This is a genomic window from Streptomyces spiroverticillatus (assembly GCA_014650415.1).
In the GTDB taxonomy this organism is placed as follows: domain Bacteria; phylum Actinomycetota; class Actinomycetes; order Streptomycetales; family Streptomycetaceae; genus Streptomyces; species Streptomyces spiroverticillatus.
In genome coordinates, this window is the sequence record BMUX01000002.1 from 539,797 (window position 1) to 555,724 (window position 15,928).

At 72.5% G+C, this 15,928-nt stretch carries 12 protein-coding genes; 6 read left to right on the forward strand and 6 right to left on the reverse strand.

Translation table 11 applies throughout. The features are described from left to right. Positions 1–33: 33 nt before the first annotated feature. Together IE269_RS06750 and IE269_RS06755 are read right to left on the reverse strand one after the other, a co-directional pair. Positions 34–957 carry an SDR family oxidoreductase gene (locus tag IE269_RS06750; protein WP_189821811.1) on the reverse strand — a complete coding sequence of 308 codons (924 nt, stop codon included), beginning with the start codon at positions 955–957 and terminating at the stop codon, positions 34–36. A gap of 101 nt (positions 958–1,058) precedes the next feature. Continuing rightward, the gene (locus IE269_RS06755) at positions 1,059–3,071 is read right to left on the reverse strand and encodes a hypothetical protein (RefSeq protein WP_189821812.1); all 2,013 of its coding nucleotides are present in this window, start codon (positions 3,069–3,071) and stop codon (positions 1,059–1,061) included. 250 nt (positions 3,072–3,321) lie between these two features. Here IE269_RS06755 and IE269_RS06760 point away from each other — a divergent pair, with 250 nt between their 5' ends. Beyond that, positions 3,322–3,840: a DUF4240 domain-containing protein gene (locus tag IE269_RS06760; protein ID WP_189821813.1), complete on the forward strand. Its 519-nt coding sequence runs from the start codon at positions 3,322–3,324 to the stop codon at positions 3,838–3,840. A gap of 400 nt (positions 3,841–4,240) precedes the next feature. Here the strand turns inward: IE269_RS06760 and IE269_RS06765 are convergent, their stop codons facing one another. Further along, a complete protein-coding gene (locus IE269_RS06765; protein ID WP_189821814.1) occupies positions 4,241–5,152 on the reverse strand; it encodes an SDR family NAD(P)-dependent oxidoreductase in 912 nt (303 codons plus the stop codon). A gap of 90 nt (positions 5,153–5,242) precedes the next feature. Continuing rightward, positions 5,243–6,019, reverse strand: coding sequence for an SDR family NAD(P)-dependent oxidoreductase (locus IE269_RS06770; RefSeq protein WP_189822087.1), 777 nt, complete (start codon positions 6,017–6,019; stop codon positions 5,243–5,245). Between the two features lie 147 nt (positions 6,020–6,166). Between IE269_RS06770 and IE269_RS06775 the strand changes: the two genes are divergently transcribed. Then, a complete protein-coding gene (locus IE269_RS06775; RefSeq protein ID WP_189821815.1) occupies positions 6,167–6,847 on the forward strand; it encodes a TetR/AcrR family transcriptional regulator in 681 nt (226 codons plus the stop codon). Between the two features lie 29 nt (positions 6,848–6,876). Here the strand turns inward: IE269_RS06775 and IE269_RS06780 are convergent, their stop codons facing one another. After that, positions 6,877–8,004, reverse strand: coding sequence for a PP2C family protein-serine/threonine phosphatase (locus tag IE269_RS06780; protein ID WP_189821816.1), 1,128 nt, complete (start codon positions 8,002–8,004; stop codon positions 6,877–6,879). A 156-nt stretch (positions 8,005–8,160) separates the two neighbouring features. After that, the gene (locus tag IE269_RS06785; RefSeq protein ID WP_189821817.1) at positions 8,161–8,700 is read right to left on the reverse strand and encodes a GNAT family N-acetyltransferase; all 540 of its coding nucleotides are present in this window, start codon (positions 8,698–8,700) and stop codon (positions 8,161–8,163) included. A gap of 56 nt (positions 8,701–8,756) precedes the next feature. Between IE269_RS06785 and IE269_RS06790 the strand changes: the two genes are divergently transcribed. The 4 genes from IE269_RS06790 (at position 8,757) to IE269_RS06805 (ending at position 15,924) form a co-directional block, all read left to right on the forward strand. Continuing rightward, entirely contained in the window at positions 8,757–9,662 is a 906-nt protein-coding gene (locus IE269_RS06790; protein WP_189821818.1) for a TIGR01777 family oxidoreductase, read from the forward strand. Positions 9,663–9,916: 254 nt separating this feature from the next. Continuing rightward, positions 9,917–11,299, forward strand: coding sequence for an NAD(P)/FAD-dependent oxidoreductase (locus IE269_RS06795; RefSeq protein ID WP_189821819.1), 1,383 nt, complete (start codon positions 9,917–9,919; stop codon positions 11,297–11,299). Between the two features lie 180 nt (positions 11,300–11,479). Further along, positions 11,480–13,687: a family 20 glycosylhydrolase gene (locus tag IE269_RS06800; protein ID WP_229898277.1), complete on the forward strand. Its 2,208-nt coding sequence runs from the start codon at positions 11,480–11,482 to the stop codon at positions 13,685–13,687. After that, on the forward strand, positions 13,684–15,924 hold the full coding sequence (locus tag IE269_RS06805) for an alpha-L-fucosidase (protein WP_189821820.1): 2,241 nt from the start codon (positions 13,684–13,686) through the stop codon (positions 15,922–15,924). The genes IE269_RS06800 and IE269_RS06805 overlap by 4 nt, the downstream gene beginning before the upstream one ends. The last annotated feature ends 4 nt before the right edge of the window (positions 15,925–15,928 follow it).

Below are 15,928 nucleotides of genomic sequence, written 5' to 3' on the forward strand. Positions count from 1 at the left end.
GGCGGAGCCCAAGGGGGCGGGGACGGCAGGGCCTCAGCGGTAGTCGTCCGCCGGGACGCCCTCCTCGCCCGCCATGACCCGCGAAAGGTACCCCCACGCATCCGGCTGCGACCCGTCCGCGTCCCGCACCCCGTACGCCACCGCCAGGTCCCTGCTGGAGAGCGAGCGCCCGTTCCACCGCGCCCGCTCCGGGTCGGCGGCGATCCGGGCGATGCCCCGCCCCACGTACACCGGCGACTCCGCGATCGCGAAGCTCGGTTCCTTGGCGATCGCGTCGCGCCAGTTCGCCTCCGTCACCCCGAAGTGGTCGAGCATCTGCTCGGAGCGCAGGAATCCGGGGGTGACGGACACGGCGGTCCCGCCCACGCCCGCCAGGTCGTGGGCCAGGTTGGACGCCATCCGGATCGGCGCGTTCTTCGCAAGGTCGTAGTAGAAGTTCTCCCGGAACCCCTTGTTCGACTCGGCGGTGCCGTCGGTGATCTCGACGACCAGCCCGCCCTTGTGCCGCACCAGCAGCGGCAGCGCACAACTGCTGGTGATGATGTGGGACTTGACGCCGAGTTCCAGCATCCGCAGCCCGTGCTCCAGCCCCGTCTCCCACATCTTCTTGCCGAACTCGACCAGGTGCTCGCCGCCCCAGATGTCGTTGACCAGGACGTCGAGCCGGCCGCGCTCCCGGTCGATCCGCTCGACCAGTGCCCGTACCTGCTCGACCTCCAGGTGGTCCGTCGGCACGGCGACGCCCTCGCCGCCCGCCGCCGTCACCAGTTCCGCGGTCTCCTCGATGGTCTCGGTCGCCCGCCCTACCTCGCTGAGCTTCGTACGGGTGGTGCGCCCGGTGACGTACACCGTCGCGCCGAGCGCACCCAGTTCCACGGCGATGGCGCGGCCCGCTCCCCGGGTCGCGCCCGCCACCAGTGCGATGCGGCCGGTCAGGTTCGGCTGGTCGTGGTTCATGTACGGCTCCTCCGTCGCTCCGTGCTCATACGAAGAAGGATGCCGCCGAAACCAGACAACTCCTGTCCGGATTTACCGCGAGCCGCGAGGAATCCTCAGACTCAGTGCAGCCCCTCCAGCGTCGACCCGTCCGCCATCTTCGCCTTCAGCTCCGCCTTGACGCCCTTGGGTGCGCGGACCGCCAGCGTCGGCCCGGCGGCCTCGGCCTTGAGGCCGCCGGTGGCCTCGATGGAGCGCACCTTGCGGCTGCCCGCCGCCAGCAGGTACCAGTCGCCCGACTTCGGCGCCTGCCAGCCCGCCCCGGCGAGGACGTGCTGCCCGAAGCGGCTGCACGAGGCCGTGTCCTCGGCGGTCGCGACCGTTGTGCCGAGCGCGGTGGGGGCGGTGGACGGCAGATGCAGCTGGACCATCACCCGGCCGGGGCCACGCCAGGTGTCGGCGCGGGTGCAGACCCAGTCGGCCCGGCCGCCCGCCTCGGGGAGCGTCTGCTGCGCGTACACCCAGTTGTTGACCGAGCGCACCCCGTACCCCCGCATCGAAGGGAGGTGGCAGGCGCTGTGCGCCCAGGTCTGGAGGGCGGCGGCGCTGGTCGCCTCGCGGGGCTGGCGCGCGGGGGCGCCGCTGCCGGGCGGCGGGGTGTAGGTGAGGTGGACGGGGGCGAGGTCGCCCAGGTCCGTGAGCAGGAAGGCGTGTTTCTCGACGATCAGCTCGGAGGAGCGGAGCTGGAGCACCGGCCAGGAGTCGCACACCCCGCCTGCTCCGGGGCGGCGGACGGGGTCGGTGACGCCGTCCGCGCGCACACTCAGCTTCCCGCCGGGGGAGTTGGGTTTCAGCAGGTCGCGGGTGGTGGTCTCGTCGATCCAGGGGGCCAGCAGGAAGCGGGTGTTGCTGCCGTCCCGGGTGACGACGAGGGCCGCTCCGGTCACCACGTCCGCGTCGTCGGTGCGGGCGAAGTCGAGCGTCGGGGGCTCGTCGCGGTCGGCGGGTTCCGCGTAGCGGATCGTACGGTCGCCGTCGTTGAGGAGGACGACCGCGGTGCCGTCGACGTCGCCCGCGTACAGCAGGCGGGGCGGGGCGGTGGGGGGCTGGGTGCCCGCGCCGGGTGTGCTGGAGATCCGTACCGTACGGGCCGGGCTCGCCCAGACCTTCAGTGCGCGGTCGAGCAGCGGCAGGTCGTTCACGCGGTCCCCGCGGGCGGGCCAGACGGTGAAGTCGACGCGGGAGGTGTCGGCCCATTCGTCGGCGGCGGGGCGGACCAGATGCCGGGGGTCCAGGACGCGCCCCGCTATGGAGGCGTTGACGGTGCCGGTGGCGGCCGTGCGTTCCTGCGGACGGGGGGCGTCGCCGATCACGACGGGCAGCACCCCGGCGGCGACGGCCGCGACCACGAGGGCGGCTCCTGCGGTACGGACGCGGTGCCTGCGGCGCAGGAGGTCGGTGGGGCGGGTGTGCACGAAGCAGGGGTCGAACTCGCCGGAGAGGAGCGGGTGTTGGGCCCCCTCCTCCGGCTCGCCGAGCACCTGGCGCCCCAGCCGTTCGGCGGTGCGCAGGGCGAGGGCGGGCTCGGCGACCCCGGCCTCGGCGAGCCGCTGCCGGGTCTCGTCCTCGCTCATGCCCTCCACCCGGTGCAGGGCGAGGGCGGCGCGGGTGGCGGAGTCGGTGCCCGACAGGGCCTGCTCCAGGGCGAGTTCGTCGGCGCCGCCGGCGGCGGGGAAGAGCCGCAGCCCCCAGACGGTGGGCAGGACCGGGCGCAGCCGCTCGGGCCCGGGGCCGCGCTTCGGCCACCAGGTGGGGCGCTTGCCGTACGCCAGCGCCTCGCGCAGCACCCGGGCGCGCAGGGTGACGTACGCGCTCTCGGCGGGCGCGGTGCGCTGGGCCGGAAGGGCGGGCGCGGCGGCGGACCGGACGGACCGGGTGCGCACGGAGGGAAGGGCGCGCTGGACGAGCCCGTGGGCGGCGAGGACGCGGCGGTGGCGGCCGAGGGTGGGCGGAAGGGTGATAAAGGCGAGCCTGACGAGGCGCGGATAGTGCTCGACCAGCGCGGCTTCGGCCTGCGCCACGCTCAGCGGGGCTCCGCGGGCCCCGGTGTGTTCGGTCCGGTCTTGCGTGTCCATGGCGAGGGCAGCTCCCTTTGAGGGATCGAGTGGGTGAGAGTGCGTACGTCGCTAGCCCTTCAAACGAGTGAATCATCGGACGGTCACACGGGGCGCGGACCTGCACGGATGCGGGGCGCGGAGGCTCGATCGGATTCGGCCGTACGTGCGTGTACTAGGCATGCGTCCGAATCGCGCGGGTAACGAGACGGCTCTCATCCGGGCGCTCCGCGTGCGCCGCGTGCGCGCAAGCCCGATGCTGGAGCACGTGATGGACGAGACGGAATTCTGGGAGATCGTCGACAGCACCCGCGCGGCCGCCGAGGGCGACCCCGAGGACCATGCCGACCTGCTCGTCGAGCGGCTGCTCCAGCGGGACCCCGACTCCGTGCTCGACTTCGCCAGACACTTCGAGGTGCGCTACAACCGCGCGTACCGGTGGGACTTGTGGGGGGCCGCCGTCGTGATGATGGGCGGTGCGAGCGACGACGCGTTCGACTACTTCCGGTGCTGGCTGATCGGCCAGGGCCGGGAGGTGTTCGAGGGTGCGCTGCACGAGCCGGACGACCTGGCCGGGCTGCTCGACGACTTCGACGACGAGATCGACGGGGACGGGGAGGAGCTGGGGTACGCGGCGGACGAGGCGTACGAACAGCTCACGGGCTCGGTCGCGCCGGACCTGGGCGTCCCGGGGCAGGCGGCGGAACCGGAGGGGACGGTTTTGGACCTCGATGACGACGGGGCGCTGGCGGATCGTTTCCCTCAGCTGTGGGAGCGGTTCGGGGACTAGGCGCTCCGGCTGCGGGCGGCGGGCCGCTGGGGCGCGGGCCGCTCAGGCGCGGTGCGGGGTGGGCATCGGCACCCGGTGCCGGGGCGGATTCGCCCCAGCCCCGCCCCTTCACCTAAACCCGCGGGGCCGAACGGTTCCGTGCGGGTGCTTCGTGGTCGCGCGCGCAGTTCCCCGCGCCCCTTTCAGGGGCGCGGGGCTGTATCGATTTGCGGCTCCGCCGCGTGGGCGCAAAACGCGAGCCACCCACCCAGCCGCGCGGCCGAGCGCTTTAGGTGAAGGGGCGGGACCGGGGCGAAACCCGGGGGTCCGGGGGCAGAGCCCCCGGCACGGGCCGGGCCCGGAGGGGGCCACGCACCCGGTGCCGGGAAGGGGGCCGCACGCCCGGTGCCGGGAAGAAGAATCAGCCCAGGTTGAGCGTGGGGACCGTCCGGGACAGGATCATGTCCGTGCGGCCCTGGAGGACCGCGTCCAGCATCTCGGGCTGGGGGACGGCCCAGTAGGCACCACCCGCCACCAGGTCGAAGACGCGCCGCGCATGCTCCTCCGGCGTGATGCCCTGCTCGTCCGCCCTCGCCTGCAACTGCTCGTTGAACGCGGCGATCTCCGGAGGCGTCCCGCCCCCCGGCTTCGCCGACCGGAAGATCTCGCTCTTGACGGAGTCGGGCATGACGACCGACACCTGGATCGGCGCCTGCCGCATCTGCATCTCGTAATGCAGCGACTCACTCAGCGCCAGCGTGCCGAACTTGGTCACGCTGTAGGGCGCCATCAGCGGACTCGGCAGCATCCCGTCCACCGAGGACACGTTCAGCACCCACGCCTTGGTGCCCTGCGCCAGCAGCCTCGGCACGAAGGCACGCAGGCCGTTGACGTACCCGCCGATGTTGATCCGCAGGGCCGCGTCCCAGCGCTCGGCGGGGATCTCCCAGGAGTAGCCCATGGCCATGATCCCGGCGTTGTTGATCAGCATGTCGACGCTGCCGAAGCGCGCGTACGCCTTCTCGGCGAGGCCCTCGACGGAGGCCGGATCGGCGACGTCGACGACGACCGTCTCGACCTCGGCGCCGCCCGCCTTCAGCTCACCGGCGAGGGCTTCCAGCCGGTCGGCGGCGATGTCGGCGAGGACCAGGCGCATTCCCAGGGACGCGGCGTGCCGGGCGAAGCCCGCGCCGATGCCGGCGGAGGCCCCGGTGATGACGACGGTCTTCCCGTCGAAGGTCTCCGCGGCGGAGACGGCGGAGACGGAAGCGGAGGCGGCGGTGGCGGCGGAGACGGAAGCGGTGGCGGCCGTGGTGGTTTCGGTGCTGCTCATGAGACTCAGTGCTTTCAGCTAAGTGGTGATCGCCGACAGGGGGGGTACGGCACCGGGCTCCCCGGTGCCGTACCCCCCGCCCGGCCCCCGTCAGTAGTGCGTGCCGCCGTCGATGCGGATCTCCGTGCCCGTGATGAACGCCCCGTCCTCCGAGCCGAGCATCGCCACGACGCCCGCGACCGTCTCCGGGCCCGCGAAACCCTGGCCGAGGGCCGGGGCGAGCTTCATGAAGAGCATCATGTCGGCGTCCTCGGGCAGACCCGGACCCTTGCCGCTGGTCATGTCGGAGGCGATGGAGCCGGGGGCCACGGCGACGACGCGCAGGCCCTGCTTGCTGTACTCGGCGGCCAGGGCGTGGGTCATCGACTGGATGCCGCCCTTGCTGGCCGCGTACGCCGACATGTACGGGTGGGCGAAGGAGGCGGAGGTCGAGGAGAAGTTCACGATCACCGGCTTGTCGCCCGCGAGCAGGGCGGGTATCGCCTCGCGGATCATCAGGAAGGTGCCGGTCAGGTTGACCGCGATGATCTTGTTGAAGAAGTCGAGCGTGGTCTCGTGGGTGTGCGAGGAGCGCAGGATGCCGGCCGCGTTGACCAGGACGTCCAGGCCGCCCAGGGTCTCCACGGCGGCGGCGACGCCGGCCTTGACGGCGGCCTCGTCGGAGATGTCCAGGACCGCGGTGCTCAGGCGCTGTGCGGCCTCGGCGGAAGTGGCGGCGGCCTGCTCGGCGGTCTCCTTCAGCCCTGCCTCGTTGACGTCGACGGCGACGACGCGGCCGCCCTCGGCGAGCACGCGGTGCACGGTCGCCCGCCCGATGCCCGAACCGGCCCCGCTGATCAGAACGCGACGGCCCTCGTAACGCTGCATGGTCTTCATCTCCGCTGTCCTCGTTCCCTCCGGATCGGCTTCCTTCGGGATCGTCTTTCACGTTACGCCCATGTGGCACGTTTTGTCACTGGGTCATTCCGTGCACCCCTGCCGGTGTGCGGACCTTTCTGGGCGTACGCTGCCGAGGTGAGCACCCAGCCCCCGCAGCCCCAGTCCGACCGGCCCCGGTCCGCACCGCCGACGACCGGCGCCCCCAAGCCCTCCCTCACCGAGCGCCGCAAGGCCGCCACCCAGCTCGACATCGCCCGCGCCGCCGCCGAGCTCTTCGCCGAGCACGGCCCGGACGGCACCACCGCCGAGGCCATCGCCACGCGCGCGGGGGTCGCGCTGCGCACCTTCTACCGGTACTTCCGCAGCAAGCAGGACGCCGTCGCCCCGCTGCTCTCCGGCGGCGGCGACCAGTGGCGGGCCCTGCTCGCGGCCGCCGAGCCCGGCTCCGGCGTGCTCAGCACCCTGGAGCGCGCGGTCGCCGAGGTGCTCGCCACCCCGGACCCGCAGGCCGCCGAGCAGCTTGACTGGACGCGGGGGCTGCTGCGCGCCGCCGCGCAGGACCCGGCGCTGCGGGCCGTCTGGTACCGGGTGAACCAGGAGTCCGAGGAGCAGCTCATCCCGGTGCTGGGCACGCTCGCGGGACCCGGCGCCGACCCCCTGGAGGTCCGCCTCGCGGCCGCTGCGGCAACAGCCGCCATCCGTACGGCACTGGAGGAGTGGGCCCGCACGGACGCCCCCACCGAGGGGCCGGGCTCGCCCGCCGAACTCGCCGCCCGCTGCCTGAAGGAGCTGACCCGGGGCATGAGCCTGTCCTGAAGGCCCGCGAGGGGCCCCGGGACGCTCCGTCACGGCCGGCCCGGGCCCCCCTCGCCGTCCGGGCAGCTCTCCGGGTCCGGCTCCACCAGCAGCAGCGCCACGTCGTCCTCGACGCGCTTGGCGAACCGCAGCAGATCGCGCTGGACCGCTTCCGCCAGATCGGCCAGCTCCCCCTCGGACGCACCCAGCGCCTCCAGCCGCTCGCGCAGGGGGTAGAAGACACCCGCCGCGTTCCGCGCCTCCGTGATGCCGTCAGTGTGGGCCAGGATGCGGTCGCAGGGCTCCAGCGGCACCACGGTCACCGACGGCAGCCCGAACTCGGTGAGGCCGAGCCCCAGGGGCGGCGCCGGATCGACCCGCATCTCGGTGACCTTCCCCTCCCGCAGCAGCAGCGGCGGCGGATGCCCGCAGGAGACCACCCGTACCGACAGCCCGTCCTCGGCGAACTCCATGAGCACGGCGGTCGCGAACAGTTCCGCGTGCTCCACCGCCGCCGAGTCGACCACCAGCCGCCGGTCCAGCCGGGCGGCCACCGCGGGCAGGTCGGCATCGTCCAGCGCCGCCTCCCGGAAGGCCCCGAGGAGCGCGGAGACGGTGGCGACCGCACCGGGCCCGTGCCCCTCCACGTCGGCGACGACGGCGCGCACCCCGTTCGGCCCCGCCCGTACGTCGTAGAGGTCGCCGCTGACCAGTGCGCCCAGTTCCGCCGCCCGGTAGAGGCCGAAGCAGTGCACCCGGCCCACCGCGGTCGGCAGCGGCGGCAGCACCGCGAACTGCGCCACCTCCGCGGCCGTCCCCACGGTCACCAGCCGGGCGTCCCTGCGCGTGCGCGACCAGGACACCACCACGCTGGTGACGCACAGGAGCACCAGGGAGAGCAGCACACCGTCCCGGTGCGCGAATTCGTCGGTGTCGTAGAGCCCGAAGACGACCACCGCCACCCCCATGAGCGCGGTGCTCACCGGCCCGTACAGCAGGGCGGTCAGCGGCGGCAGGGCGGCGACGAAGTAGCTCAGCTCCACGTCGTCCGGGGTGATCCGGTCGGACACCGCCAGCAGGGCCAGCACGACCAGCGGCAGCAGCCGGAGCCAGAGCGGGGCCTTCTCGCCCCTGAGCCATCGGGGAACCTCCCCCTGGCGCGCGCGGACCGAGCTCATCGCGCTTCCGGCTCCTCGGGCAGACGACAAGGGCTGCGGGCGGGCGGCGCACGATGTTCCGTGCGCGCACCCCTGTCGATCACTATGCCCGCATTGCCTCTTTCGCGCCGTTCGGTGCCAGGGCGCCGGCGTCCCGGCCCCGGGCGCGCCGGACCCTCACTCCTCCGTGAGCGCCCGCCCCATCAGCACGTCGTCCACGTACCGCCCGTCCAGGAAGAACTCCCCCGCGAGCACCCCCTCCACCACGAAGCCCTCCGCCTCGTACAGCGCACGGGCGGGCGCGTTGTGGCCCAGCACCCGCAGGGTGATCCGCCGGCACCCCCTGCGGCGGACCTCCGCGCAGACCGCCCGCACCAGCAGCCTGCCGATCCCCCGGCCCCGCGCCTGTCCGGCGACCGCGAAGCCGTTGATCTGGAGGACGTGCGCGTTGCAGGCGAGCGGGGTGGGCGGCACGACCCGTACGTAACCGAGCAGCCGCCCGTCCTCCTCGGCGACCAGGACGTCGTCGGGGAGGTGGCGTTCGTCGAAGTAGGGGGCGTACGGAGGCACCGGGCGCGGTGTCACCGCGTGCAGCGGCGACCAGGTGTCCCCGTCCAGTGCGGCCAGCGCCGCGTCGTCGGCGAGCGTGGCGGTGCGTACGGTGACGGTGTCGACGCCACTCGCGGATGCGTCGGGTCCTTCGTGCGTCGGCGGCATGGCGACACTGTGCCACGCTGCGCGCATCCGGCCCTGTCCGGGGCAGGATGACCCCTATGGACGCCATGCGGATCGCAGTCACGGGCTCTACGGGCCTCATCGGTACGGCACTTGTGCGCTCGCTGCGCGCGGACGGGCACCAGGTGGTGCGCCTGGTGCGCAGGCCCGCGCGCGCCGGGGACGAGGTCACCTGGGACCCGAGGCGCAGTTACGTCGACGCCAAGGGCCTCGCCGGGTGCGAGGCGGTGGTGCACCTGGCGGGCGCGGGCATCGGCGACCACCGCTGGACGGAGGAGTACAAGCGCGAACTGCGCGAGAGCAGGCTGCTGGGCACCTCCGCGATCGCCGAGGCGGTGGCCTCCCTGGACACCCCGCCGAGGGTCTTCGTCAGCGGCTCGGCGCTGGGTTTCTACGGGGAGACGGGCGACCGGAAGGTCGACGAGGAGGCCCCGCCGGGCGAGGGGTTCCTGCCGTCGCTGTGCGTGGAGTGGGAGGAGGCCGCCGCGCCGGCCGAGGAGGCGGGCATCCGCACGGTGTTCGCGCGCACCGGGCTGGTGGTGGCGCGCGGCGGCGGGGCCTGGGGAAAGCTCTTCCCGATCTTCCGGTCGGGCCTGGGCGGGCGGCTCGGCGACGGCAGCCAGTTCTGGAGCTTCATCGCGCTGCACGACGAGGTGGCGGCGCTGCGGCACCTGATCGACACCGAGTCGCTGTCGGGGCCGGTGAATCTGACCGCCCCCGAACCGGTCACCAACAAGGAGGTGACGGCGGCGATGGGAAGGGCACTGCACCGGCCCGCCCTCTTCCCCGTGCCGAAGGTGGCACTGCGTGTCGCGCTCGGGGAGTTGGCCGGGGACGTACTGGGGAGCCAGCGGGTGGTGCCCCGACGGCTGCTGGAGTCGGGGTTCTCGTTCGCCTTCCCGACGGTGGACGACGCCATCGGGGCGGCGCTGCGCGCGACGTAGCGGCCGCACCCCGGCCGCACCCCGGCCGCACCCCGGCCATGCCCCCGCGCACGACCGTCCTTGACCGTTTCCCGACCACTTCCCGACCGCTTCTCCGCCCCTTGTGCGACCGCCGTGCATCGGTGCACGGGAGGTGCGCGCCTGCCGGAGCGAGCGTGCCGACTTCTACGCTGCACCCTCAGTGCGGGTATCCCGTACGGCTGTCGGGGGCATAGGCCCTGCACCACAGCCGCGCCGACCTCGGGGAGGGGCACGTGCGTAACGCAACGCACCACGCGGACGTCGTCATCGTAGGAGCCGGGGTCGCGGGACTCTGTGCCGCTCACCAGCTCGTCCGGGCCGGGGTAACAGTCAGCGTCCTGGAGGCCGCCCCTTACGTCGGCGGCCGGATGTCCACCGAGCGGGTCGACGGCTTCCGGCTGGACCGGATCGGCCAGGTCCTCAGCAGCGCCTACCCGGAGCTGCTGCGCACTCCGGGTCTCGAAGGTCTCGCCCTGCGCCCGTTCGCCCCGGGCGTGCTGGTGCACAGCGAGGGCCGCCACTACCGCGCGGGCGAGGTCGCGGGCGTACGGGTCGCGGGGGTACGGGGCGCAAGGGGCGCACTCACCGCAGCGCGCGCCCTCGCGAGCGCCCCCCGGAACGGAACCACCCTCGGCCAGAGCACCGGACAGCCCGCCACCGCCCCCGCCTCCCGCCCCCTCGGCGGCGCCCTCGACCAGGCCCGGCTGAACGCGGCCCTCGCCCGGTTCGCCGCCACCCCCGTCGAGAAGCTGCTGGCCCGGCCCGAACTCCCGGCGCTGGACGCCCTGTTCAGCCGGGGCCTGCCGTCGCGCACCGTCGAGGGCTTCCTGCGCCCGCTCCTGTCCGCCCTGCTCTCCGACCCCGACCTCACCACCTCCAGCCGGTGCGCCGACCTCGCCCTGCGCGGCTTCGCCCGGGGCCGCCTCTGCCTGCCGGAGGGCGGCGCCGACACCCTGCCCGAACTGCTCGCCGCCGCACTGCCGCCCGGCACGATCCGTACCGGAGTGCACGTCACCGGCGCCTCCATCTCCTCCGTCACCACCAAGGAGGACGGCGAACTGGGCTGCCGCTCCCTGCTGCTGGCCACCGGCGCCCGCGCCGCCGCCGAACTCCTGCCGGGCCTGCGGGTCCCCGACTTCCACCCCGTGACCGTCGTGCACCACACCACCGCCACGGCTCCCGCGACCGGTTCGGCCCTGGTCCTGGAAGCCGACCGGAGCGGCCCCGTGTCGCACACCGCCGTCGTCAGCGCGGTCGATCCCACGCGTGCGCCCGACGGCAGGGTGCTGATCTCCTCCACGGTCCTCGGCACCCCCCCGCCGGACCTGGACCACGGGGTCCGCTCCCACCTGGCGCGGCTGTACGGCACGCCGACCCACGACTGGGAGCTGCTCGCCGTCCACCACGACCCGGACGCCGTCCCCGCGATGCCCGCACCCCACGACGTACGCCGCCCGGTCCGCCTGCTCTCCGGCCTGTACGTCTGCGGGGACCACCGGGAGACGAGCACCGTGCAGGGCGCCCTGCACTCGGGCCGCCGGGCCGCCGAGGAGATCCTGCGCGACTTCGGCATCCGCCCCGGTTACGCGGCCGAGGAGCTGCGCGACGCGGCCTGACGCATACGGCAGCATCACCTGACCCATCGACAACATCCGACCTCTGCACCTTGATTGGTCGGACCTATAAAAAACGAGGGTCTGCGGAAAGTGGTCCACACCACTCGCCGCAGGCCCTCTTGTCATGCCTCACACGCGCCACTACGGTCCCTCCGACCCCAGGTATCCAGGAGGCCCCTCGTGCGCCGCGCTGTACCGATCCTCTCCCTGTTCCTCGGCCTGCTCGCCACAGCCGTGACTCCCCCCGCCTCGGCGGCTGCCGCCCCCGCCGTCCCCGATGTCGTCCCCAGACCGACCCAGTGGTCGGACCTGGGCGGACAGAACATCCTCTCTTCCCGCAGCCGCATCTTCGTCGCCCCCTCCTCCGGCTCCCCGAACGCCCTGCCCGCCGTGCGCAGCGAGCTGATCGCGCCCTCCAGCCAGACCCCGCGTCAACTCGCCGACCAGCTCCGCACCGAGCTCTCCCAGGTCACCGGCCTGTCCCTGCCGGTGCGCACCGACGTCCAGCAGGCCGCCAAGGGCGACATCGTGCTGCGCCTCGCCCCGGACCGGGCGCTCGGCGTCGAGGGCTACCGGCTCGACAGCGCGGAGGCCGTCCGTATCGACGCCGCCTCCACGCACGGCCTCTTCTACGGCACCCGCACCCTGCTCCAGCTCCTGCGCGCCGCCCCCGACCACCGCACGCTCCCCCGCGCCCGCTCCCTGGACGTACCGGCGCAGCAGCTGCGGACGGTGATGCTGGACGCGGGCCGCAAGTTCTGGCAGCTGCCGTACCTGGAGAACCTGATCCGCCGCATGGGCGACCAGAAGCTGAACACTCTCTTCCTGCATCTGTCGGACTCGGAGGGCTTCCGCCTCGACAGCCCCAGGTTCCCCGGCCTGGCAGACCCGGCGAACAGCTACAGCCGCGCCGACATCGACCGCCTGAAGACCTTCGCGGCCCGCCACCACGTGCAGATCATGCCGGGCATCGACGTCCCCGGCCACGCCACCGTGATCACCGACGCCTTCAAGATCGGCTTCGGCGACGGGGCCGACCCCTGCACGGCGGCGCACACGCACGCGCACCTGACGGCGAACTGGATGATCGACATGACCAGCCCGCAGGCGGTCGCGAAGTCGAAGGAGCTCGTGGAGGAGTTCGCGGGCTGGTTCGACGCCCCGCTGTTCAGCATCGGCGCGGACGAGCTGCCCGGCCAGCTCGCCAACTGCCCCCGGGTCAAGGACCACTTGGCGAAGGACCCGGACGTCTCGACGCTGGGCGACCTGCTGGCCCAGTACATCAACACCCTCGACTCGGTCATCACCCGGCACGGCAAGCGCACCGCGATCTTCAACGGCGTCGAGCACATGACCGCGCCCCAGCAGAAGGTGAACCCCTCCGTGGTCTTCATGACCTGGGAGGGCTCCGGCGCCGACCCGATCGTCCCGGGCCACGACGAGCTCGCGATGGGCCCCTTCTACGTCACGCCGAACAACTACCACAACCTCTATCCCAACGAGTCCTGGATGTACGACAGTTGGGCCCCCTCCACCTCCGGCGACATGCTCGGCTCCAGCCTGGAGAACTGGGCGGACTACAACTTCTGGGCCGAGGACGGCTACTACGAGCAGCACATGGCGGGCCCCCGCGCGGTCCTCGCCGACCGCTCCTGGAACGCCTCCCCCACCCCCGACACCCTCGCCGACTTCCGCGCCCGCGTCGCCCGCATCGGCGACCCGCCCGGCCTCAACCCCGCCCCCGCCAAGCCCCGGGTGAACGACGGAAAACCGTCCCACCACTGGACGTACGACACCAGGCCCTACCCCAGCGGCTGGACCTGGGCGGGCAGCCCCGGCAACACCCTGTACGTGGAGGACAAGGCGGGCGCGCTCCCCGGCACCTCGTACATCATCAACAACCCGACCCCCGTCGCCGACGGCGTGCGCGGCCAGGCCTGGCGCTTCGACAGCGACCGGGACGGTGTCGGCTTCGGCGGCCTCGACGTCGCCGAGCCGTGGACCGTCTCCACCTGGGTGCGCGCCGGCGCGAAGACCCCCGACCAGGTCTTCCTCAGCTCGAAGGCGGGCGCGCTGAAGCTCCGACAGTGGGGCACCGGCAAGGTCGGCTTCACCCGCTACGGCGTCGCCGACCACTCCTTCGACTACACGCTCCCCCTCGGCGAGTGGGTGCAGCTGACCTGGGTCACCACTCCCGGCTCCACCACCCTGTACGCCAACGGCAAGCAGGTCGGCACCGTCGCCGCCTCGATCCCGCTCCCCCTCCGCTCGATCGGCACCCCGCAGGCGGGCCTGCGCGGCGACCTCGACGAGACCTTCACCTGGGACGAGGCCCTCACTCCCGCACAGGTCAGCGCCCACTACACCGGCCACCAGGAGACATCGTGAACCGCGCACGACTCGCCGCCGCCACCGCCGTCGCCGCCCTGGCCGCCGGTCTGCTGGCCGCCGCCCCCGCACCGGCCGCGCAGGCCCCCGTACCGGCGAACAAGGACTACGAGCCCACTCCCGAGTCGCTCAACGGCCACCCCACCCCCAAGTGGTTCGAGGACGACAAGTTCGGCATCTTCATCCACTGGGGTGCCTACTCGGTGCCCGCCTGGGGCCCGCGCGGCAGCTACGCCGAGTGGTACTGGGCGTACATGAACCAGCAGGGCCACGCCACGAACCAGCACCACAAGGAGACGTACGGGACGGCCGCGAACTACGACGACTTCATCGGGCAGTGGAAGGCCGAGAAGTACGACCCGAAGGCCTGGGTGAAGCTCTTCAAGGACGCCGGGGCCAAGTACTTCGTCCTCACCTCCAAGCACCACGAGGGCGTCGCCCTGTGGGACAGCAAGGTCAGCGGCCGCGACACCGTCGAGCTCGGCCCGCAGCGCGACCTGGCCGGGGACCTCTTCAAGGCGGCCCGTCAGGACACCACCGGCGGCGGCCCGCTGAAGACCGGCTTCTACTTCTCCTTGTACGAGTGGAACAACCCGGCGTACACGGGCAGACAGCCGCGCAACCCGTACACCGGGGCGGAAATCCCGTACCTCGGCGCCCCCAAGGTCGACGACTTCGTCGCCGACTACATGAAGCCGCAGATGAAAGAGCTGATCAAGGGCTACGACCCGGACATCATCTGGTGCGACGGCCAGTGGGAGAAGCCCGCCTCGTACTGGCAGACCGCGCCGGTCCTGGCGGACTACTACAACCAGGCCAAGAACCGGGCGAAGCCCAAGGAGGTCGCGGTCGCCAACCGCTGCAAGATCCAGACCGGTGAACTCGACAGCCGGGAACTGGACTTCCAGACCCCCGAGTACACCGTCAAGCCCGACATCGACCCGAACAAGTGGGAAGCGAGCCGGGGCATCGCCCACTCCTACGGCTACAACCAGAACGAGCCGGAGGAGGACCACCTCACCTCCGACCAGCTCGTCGACTCGCTCACCGACATCGTCAGCAAGAACGGCAACCTGCTGCTCGACATCGGCCCGCGCGGCGACGGCACGATCCCCGAGATCCAGCAGCAGCGCCTGCGCGACATCGGCGCCTGGCTGAAGACCAACGGCGAGGCGATCTACGGAACGACGTACTGGCACCACGCCGAGGAACCCACCTCCGACGACAAGATCCGCTACACGGTCAAGGACGGCACCCTCTACGCCACCGCCCTGGAGTGGCCGGGCGCGGAACTGACCCTGGGCGCCGACACTCCCGTGCGCGGCAACTCCCGCGTCACCCTCCTGGGCGGTGACGGCAAGCCGCTGCCCTGGAAGAAGGACGCGCAGGGCCGGGTCGTCGTGAAGACGCCGGCGGTCGGCAACCTCAAGCACGCCTACACCTTCAAGGTCACCACCCCGGGCGTGCACAGCCTGATCCGCTCCCGCACCGAACTCCCCGCCGAGACCAACCCCGGCCGCACCGCCGCGGGCGCCCTCTTCCTCACCAACACCGCCCGCCGGTACGCCCCTTCGACGCAGCTGGACCTGACCGCTCCGGCAGGATGGAAGGTCACTCCGGCGTCCAGGCACCTGGGCGCGCTCGCCCCCGGCGCGGAGGTCAAGGTTCCGCTGACGGTGACGCCTCCCGCGTCGGCCGCGCCCGGAACGTACGAACTCCCCCTGGCCATCCGCCACAACGGCCTCACCAGCACCACCAAGGTCAAGGTGGCGGTCGCGTACGAGAACCTGGCGCAGGGCAAGGCGGCCACCCAGCAGTCCACCGGCTACGACTCCCCCGCCTCCCGCGCGGTGGACGGCAACACCGACGGCAACCACGGCGCGGGCTCGGTGACGCACACGGCGGAACCCTCGAACCAGGCCTGGTGGCAGGTCGACCTCGGAAAGTCCTCCAGGCTCGGCTCCGTCGACGTCTGGAACCGCACCGACTGCTGCGCCGACCGCCTCAAGAACTACTGGGTCTTCGCCTCGGCCGAGCCCCTGACCGCGAACACCGTCGAGGAGGCCCGCAACACCCCGGGCGTCACCGCGATCCACGTCACCGAACAGGCGGGCCGCCCGAGCCGGATCGCGCTCCCGGCCGGGACGACCGCCCGCCATGTCCGTATACAACTCGAATCGACCACCATGCCGCTCTCCCTGGCCGAGGTCCAGGTGCGAGGAGTGGCCGGAAACTGACCCT

Excerpts from the sequence above, each read along its gene's own strand:
- IE269_RS06750 (WP_189821811.1), bottom strand. The coding sequence starts at position 957 with ATGAACCACGACCAGCCGAACCTGACCGGCCGCATCGCACTGGTGGCG.
- IE269_RS06755 (WP_189821812.1), bottom strand. The coding sequence starts at position 3,071 with ATGGACACGCAAGACCGGACCGAACACACCGGGGCCCGCGGAGCCCCG.
- IE269_RS06760 (WP_189821813.1), top strand. The coding sequence starts at position 3,322 with ATGGACGAGACGGAATTCTGGGAGATCGTCGACAGCACCCGCGCGGCC.
- IE269_RS06765 (WP_189821814.1), bottom strand. The coding sequence starts at position 5,152 with ATGAGCAGCACCGAAACCACCACGGCCGCCACCGCTTCCGTCTCCGCC.
- IE269_RS06770 (WP_189822087.1), bottom strand. The coding sequence starts at position 6,019 with ATGCAGCGTTACGAGGGCCGTCGCGTTCTGATCAGCGGGGCCGGTTCG.
- IE269_RS06780 (WP_189821816.1), bottom strand. The coding sequence starts at position 8,004 with ATGAGCTCGGTCCGCGCGCGCCAGGGGGAGGTTCCCCGATGGCTCAGG.
- IE269_RS06785 (WP_189821817.1), bottom strand. The coding sequence starts at position 8,700 with ATGCCGCCGACGCACGAAGGACCCGACGCATCCGCGAGTGGCGTCGAC.
- IE269_RS06790 (WP_189821818.1), top strand. The coding sequence starts at position 8,757 with ATGGACGCCATGCGGATCGCAGTCACGGGCTCTACGGGCCTCATCGGT.